A 3875-nucleotide genomic window follows, 5' to 3' on the forward strand; every position below is an offset into this window, starting at 1 on the left:
GTTTAAATTTCATCCTAAGCCGAGCGGAATTCCAATTAAAATTTAGCTCAACCCGCCTACAATAATTCGGCTGCAAATTAGCGCGACAAGAAAAGTCAAAATGGCAGCGTTACTAAATTTTAAGGCGTGCGGTAGAAATTCTACGCACGCCACAGCGTTCGCAAGTCGTCGCTTTTAATTAAATCTAGCGCCGATGCTAAATTCGAAGCTATTTGTGTCGTCGTGCGGTTTTTTATTAAGCGGCTTGACGAAGTATAACTGCAAAGGCCCCATCGGCGTCATCCACTCGATACCGGCGCCCGTGCTGTAGCGCTCCTCCTCATTCCAATCATGATCGCCGATCATTCCGTAGTCAAAAAACGTTACAAAGCGCATTTTAAGCCTATCGACTACCGGAAAGCTTAGCTCAAAGGAGTTATTGAAGCTCTGCATGCCGCCTGTTTCGATATAGCGGCAATTATTTGCATTTAAGCAGATCTCTTTTTTCGGGATACTGCGACCTTCGTAGCCTCTAATGCTTTTCATTCCGCCTAGGAATAGCTTTTCGTTGATCGGGATCTTTTTATTACCTTCCCACATATAGCCCGTTGCAGCTTTGTATCTAAAGATAATGTCGTGATCGATATAATCTCGCAAGCCAAAATAGTAGTTAAACGATCCTCGCGCCTTGGTGTAGTCCATATCGCCGCCAAGACCCGCGTATTCTAAGCTAGCACTTGCGATCATACCGCTTCTTGGCAAGTAATAATCATCTGTGCTATTATATGTAATAGACGGGATAATCGAGCTTTTTAAATTCTTGCCATCTAGATAGCCTGCTTTGGCGTAATATTCGTTTAAGCCCTTAATCTCGCTTTTTTCGAGATAATACGTAAGACTTACATCGGTATTGCGCCCGATCTTGCGACCGCCCGTGATTGAAAATCCGTAAGATTTCTCATCGTAATCGTCCCAGTCGTAATCGTTGGCAAAGATCGATCCGCCCAAGCTATACTCAGAATCAAACACTCTAGGATTGGTTAAGCTCAAGCGTCCGCTTAACTGATCGTCGCTCTTTTCGACCGAGAATGCGCCGTGAAGGCCGGTGCCAAATACGTTACGATCACTGATACCGCCACTAAGCAAAATTCCATCCTCGCTGCCATATCCGATACCACCCGTGATAGAGCCTGTAGGAGCTTCTTTAACTGCGACTTCAAGATCGATCTGATCGTTAGAAACGCGGTTTTCTTTAATCTCCACCTCATCGAAATACCCCGTGCGTTTTAAAGAATTTAACGAATCGTTGTAGTCGGTTTTGCTATATAAATTTCCCTCGGTCAGATACATCTCGCGGCGAATGACCTTATCCTCGGTCTTATCGTTACCCGAAATCGTTACGTTTCTAATATAGACTTTATCCTCAGGGATGACTTGATACGTGATAGCAACCGTGCGAGCTTCTTTGTCCTGCTTAGTCTTAGGCACGATGCGCACATAGGCGTATCCCTGATCCGCAACTAAAGTCTCTAGCGTATTCATATCGCGGCGCAAACGCTCGGAATTCATTGTATCGCCCTTTTGAAGCTTGAAATCATCCAAAACCTTTTCTTTATCAAGCTTGATTATATCTGCAGGATACTCGATATCTACAGAGCTTACGGTGTATTGCTCGCCCTCGCTGATATAGTAGGTAAGATCAGCAGTGTAATTATCCATATCGGCATTAAGTAGCGGCGCAGAAACCTGTGCGTCTAAGTAGCCTTTTTTATAATATTCTTCTTGAATTCTATTTGCGTCGTTAGGAAGCTCGGCGGTTTTTACCTTGCCATCGTTAAAGCCCCACATCCAGCCCAGCGTCTCGCGTTCTTTATTGGCGACGGATGGCTCAATATCGTCATAGTCGAGCTTGTCTGCGCCTACTAAATTTACCTTATCGATGATGATATTTTCGCCGCGATTTACCTCGATCGTTAGCAAGATGACCGATTTATCGTCGTTGATCGGCTTTGGATAAAATTCCACCACGGTGTCAAAAAAGCCCTTGACTTCGTAGTATTGCTTGATGCGGGTCTCAGCTTTTTTAGCAGCCACCTCATCGTAAACCTGACCCGGACGCAAGCCGATGAGCTCATTGATCTTGTCGCGATCATTGGTAACTACGTTTTTGATCTCGACCTTGGCGATGGTCGGTTTTTCGGTTACGTTGATAGTGACCGCGCCGCCTTGTTCGCTGATATAAACGTCGCTGAAATAGCCCTGCTCAAATAGCTTTGAAATCGCAGCATTGGTGTTTTCGCCGTTAAGCTCATCGCCTACCTTAAGCCCCGAAATTTGCTGTGCGACCTGTGGAGAAAGATGCCTTAGCCCTTCAAATTTAATGGATTTGATCTGCGCGGCGCACGCCACGGAAATCCCGCCTACTAAGAGTAAAAAAACGCTTTTTTTCATAAAATTTTACCTAAAAACGAAAATAATTTGCGTATAATACCACATTAAAATTAAAACTTGCATATATCAAAAAGGAATTTTATGAAGATAGGAATTATCGGTCTGGGTCTCATCGGCGGCTCTCTTGGGCTATGTCTAAAAAGCACCAAAATAATTAGCGCCGTCTATGGCTGCGACATCAGCCGCGAAAATGAAAAAGAAGCTCTGCGACTCGGGCTCGTGCATGAAATTTTAAGCCTGGAGCAGATGAAGCAAAGCTGCGACGCGATCTTTCTCGCAATCCCCGTGGAGGCAATTATTGAGACGTTGCAAAAACTAAGCGACTGCAGAAGTGAAACGACAATCATCGATCTGGGAAGTACGAAATTCAAAATTTTGCAAAACTGCCCGCCGCAGATTAGACGAAATTTCATCGCAGCTCACCCAATGGCTGGTACCGAAAACTCCGGCCCGCAGGCGGCATTTAAGGAGCTTTTAAACGGCGCAGTAGTCGTCATCTGCGACGATCACGGCGCGGATGAAGTGCATATCAAACGAGCGGTCGAAATTTTTTCGTTCGCAGGGATGAAGATCGTATTTATGGACGCAAAAAGCCACGATCACCACGTGGCGCTCATCTCGCACCTGCCGCATGCGATCAGCTACTCGCTCGTAAATAGCGTACTAAAAGAGGAAAATCGCCGCAACATCATAAATTTAGCCGGCGGCAGCTTCTCGGGCATGAGCCGTATCGCCAAGAGCTCGCCGCAGATGTGGGTCGATATTTTTAAGCAAAACCGCACGAACCTGCTAGGCGCAATCGATGCTTTTAAAAACGAACTGGATCTTTGCGTGGGGATGATTCGTGACGAGCGCTGGGATGAACTTGAGGCGTGGATGTATGAAGCGCGTAAGCTAAGGGATATTATTTAAAATTTCACGCGACCTGACTGCGCGACGGACGCTGCAAGAGCACGCCTTTAAATTCTAAAATTTCGCCTTCAAATAGCCCGCTTAAATTTAAATTTTAATCCGCGCTATCCCGATACAAACTCAAAAATCTATACACTCCTGCGTAAAAATTTTCTTTGAGGGAAACTCCAGCGCGCAAAGCCTCGCCTTCTCGCCCCAGTGCTTTTTATAAACACAGCCCAGATCGATATTTGCGCTAAATTCCGTAATGACGGGCTTTTTTACCGGCGTGTGCCCGTAGACGTTAAAAATTCCATCATTCGCGCTATCATCTCCGCGCCCGCTTAGCACATGAGCGGCGAAGCTTTTCGCACGCTCTGCATCGTGTCTAATCCCCCACGCGCGACCCACTGCGGAGTGCGATACGACGAGAGCGCGACCGCTTTCATCGCGCAAATCATACTCGAGGTAAATCGGCAGCCGCGAGACAAACCGCAGATGCTCCTTGCATTGCTTCACGCCTCCGTGACGATAATACGACGCTAGCGTCGCTT

2 protein-coding genes and 1 pseudogene are annotated in these 3875 nt (G+C 46.3%); 1 reads left to right on the forward strand and 2 read right to left on the reverse strand.

Features of this window, described 5'->3' with window-relative positions; translation table 11 throughout:
• Positions 1 to 174: 174 nt before the first annotated feature.
• Positions 175 to 2430 (reverse strand): outer membrane protein assembly factor BamA, encoded by a 2256-nt coding sequence (gene bamA / locus Q0257_RS06380; RefSeq protein WP_050346307.1) that lies wholly within the window; start codon positions 2428 to 2430, stop codon positions 175 to 177.
• An 81-nt stretch (positions 2431 to 2511) separates the two neighbouring features.
• Here bamA and Q0257_RS06385 point away from each other — a divergent pair, with 81 nt between their 5' ends.
• The gene (locus Q0257_RS06385) at positions 2512 to 3342 is read left to right on the forward strand and encodes a prephenate dehydrogenase (protein WP_005872417.1); all 831 of its coding nucleotides are present in this window, start codon (positions 2512 to 2514) and stop codon (positions 3340 to 3342) included.
• 120 nt (positions 3343 to 3462) lie between these two features.
• Here the strand turns inward: Q0257_RS06385 and Q0257_RS06390 are convergent.
• Positions 3463 to 3875 (reverse strand): annotated as a pseudogene (locus Q0257_RS06390) (serine/threonine protein phosphatase); the annotation flags it as partial.

Origin of the sequence: uncultured Campylobacter sp., from assembly GCF_938018035.1 — a bacterium.
Classification (GTDB): Bacteria; Campylobacterota; Campylobacteria; order Campylobacterales; family Campylobacteraceae; genus Campylobacter_B.